Annotated in this window: 2 protein-coding genes; one reads left to right on the top strand and one right to left on the bottom strand. The window is 76.6% G+C overall.

Annotated features, from left to right (window positions below; translation table 11 throughout):
- Positions 1–138: 138 nt before the first annotated feature.
- On the bottom strand, positions 139–780 hold the full coding sequence (gene msrA / locus AB8M62_RS20070; RefSeq protein WP_369056621.1) for a peptide-methionine (S)-S-oxide reductase MsrA: 642 nt from the start codon (positions 778–780) through the stop codon (positions 139–141).
- A 122-nt stretch (positions 781–902) separates the two neighbouring features.
- Between msrA and AB8M62_RS20065 the strand changes: the two genes are divergently transcribed.
- Positions 903–2,081: a cystathionine gamma-synthase gene (locus AB8M62_RS20065; RefSeq protein WP_369056620.1), complete on the top strand. Its 1,179-nt coding sequence runs from the start codon at positions 903–905 to the stop codon at positions 2,079–2,081.
- Positions 2,082–2,351 lie beyond the last annotated feature (270 nt).

Below are 2,351 nucleotides of genomic sequence, written 5' to 3'. Positions count from 1 at the left end.
CCCCCCCCCCCCCCCCCCCCCCCCCCCCCCCCCCCCCCCCCCCCCCGCCCCCCCCCCCCCCCCCCCCCCCCCCCCCGGGCCCCCCCCCCCCCCCCCCCCCCCTCCCCGCGTCCGGCGGCCATCAGGCCGCCGTCGCGCTCACGCCCCGCCAGCCACGAGGCCGATCTGGCAGGTCAGCCCGTTGGGGCCGTGGTTGCAGTACCCGCCGGGGACCTTGTGCAGGTACTGCTGGTGGTGCTCCTCGGCGTACCAGAACGGGCCGGCCTCCGCCGCGGAGCGGACCTCCGTGGTGATCGTGCCGTGCCCGTGCGCGGTCAGCTCGCGCTGGAAGGTCTCACGCGTGGTGCGCGCGGCCTCGGCCTGCGCCGCGGTCGTCGTGTAGACGGCCGAGCGGTACTCGGTACCGCGGTCGTTGCCCTGGCGGAAGCCCTGCGTGGGGTCGTGGTTCTCCCAGAACACCTTCAGCAGCTGCTCGGGGGTGGTCCGCGCGGGGTCGTAGGCCACGAGGACGGTCTCGGCGTGCCCGGTCATCCCGGTCACCGACTCCTCGTAGGTGGGGTTCTCGGTGAACCCGCCCTGGTACCCGGCGGCCGTGGTGACGACGCCCGGCTGCTGCCAGAAGATGCGCTCGGCGCCCCAGAAGCAGCCCATGGCGAACGAGATCACCTCGGTGCCCTCGGGCCACGGGCCCTCCAGCGGGGTGCCCAGGACGGCGTGCTCGCGGGGGACCGGGAACGGGCGGGTGCTCCGCCCGGCCAGCGCCTCCTCGCGCGTCACCATGCGGGTCTTGTACGGGTTGCCGAACACGCGGCCGATCGACACGGGGTCTCCTCCCTGCGGGTACCCCGTGCAACGGCGCCGGGGCCGCGGACCTTCCCGCCCGCGCACGTAAGCTCTCGGCCGTGACCGACCAGCTGCCCGGCTTCTCCACCCGCGCCCTGCACGCCGGCCAGGAGGCCGACCCGGCGACCGGGGCCGTCGTGACGCCGATCTACCAGACGTCCACCTACAAGCAGGACGGCGTCGGCGGGATGCGCACCGGCCTCGGCACCGGCTACGAGTACTCCCGCTCCGGCAACCCGACCCGCACCGCCCTGGAGGTGCAGTTCGCCTCCCTGGAGCAGGGCGACGCCGCCTACGCGTTCGCCTCCGGCCTGGCCGCCGAGGACGCCGTGCTGCGCGCCCTGCTCCTGCCGGGCGACCACGTGGTGTTCCCGAACGACGCCTACGGCGGCACCTACCGGCTGGTGAAGAAGGTCTTCGAGCCGTGGGGCGTGGAGCACACCCCCGTGGACCTGGGCGACCTGGACGCGGTGCGCGCGGCGGTGCGCCCCGGCAGCACCCGGCTGGTGTGGCTGGAGACGCCCACCAACCCGCTGCTGACGATCGGCGACATCGCCGCCATCGCCGAGATCGCCCACGGGGCGGGCGCGCTGCTGGTGGTGGACAACACCTTCGCCTCCCCGTACCTGCAGACCCCGCTGCTGCTGGGCGCCGACCTCGTCGTGCACTCCACCACCAAGTACGCGGGCGGCCACTCCGACGTCGTCGGCGGCGTCGTCGTCGTCCGCGACGGGGACGACGGCCGCGGCGGCACCCTCACCGCCCGCATCGGCTTCCACCAGAACGCGATGGGCGCGGTGCCCGGCGCCTTCGACTCCTGGCTGGTCCAGCGCGGGCTGAAGACGCTCGCGGTGCGCATGGAGCGGCACTGCGACAACGCCGAGCGCGTCGTGGAGTTCCTGCAGTCGCACCCGCGCGTGACGAAGGTGCTCTACCCGGGCCTGCCGGAGTTCCGCAACCACGACGTCGCCGCGAAGCAGATGCGCCGCTTCGGCGGGATGATCTCCTTCCGCACCGCGAGCGTCGAGGACGCCCTGAGCGTCTGCAAGGGGACCGAGCTGTTCACCCTGGCCGAGTCGCTGGGCGGCGTGGAGTCCCTCGTCGAGCACCCCGGCAAGATGACCCACGCCTCCGTGGCCGGCTCGCTGCTGGAGGTCCCCGACGACCTCGTGCGGCTGTCCGTCGGCCTCGAGGACGCCGACGACCTCGTCGCGGACCTCGCCACCGCGCTGGGCTGACGCGCGCCGCCCCCGGGCGTCCGGGGTCGGTGGGGGCCGGTGGCGGGCGCTCCGGCCGGCTCTCCGCCCGCCGCCGGGCGCGTCGGTGCGGCCGGGTGCTGCGGGCGGGCTCCGGACGCCGGCCTGCGCACCCGCCACCGGCTCCTCGTCCCGCCCCCGTCCCGCCCCGCCCCCGCCCCCCCCCGGGGGGGGGTGGGGGGGGCCTGGCGGGGGCGGGGGCTGGGGGGGGGGGGGGGGGGGGGGGGGGGGGGGGGGGGGGCGCGGGCGGGG

The organism is Kineococcus terrestris (genome assembly GCF_041020755.1).
Classification (GTDB): domain Bacteria; phylum Actinomycetota; class Actinomycetes; order Actinomycetales; family Kineococcaceae; genus Kineococcus; species Kineococcus terrestris.
The sequence above is the reverse complement of the archived record's forward strand: the minus strand, read 5'-3'. Positions and strand labels throughout refer to the sequence as shown.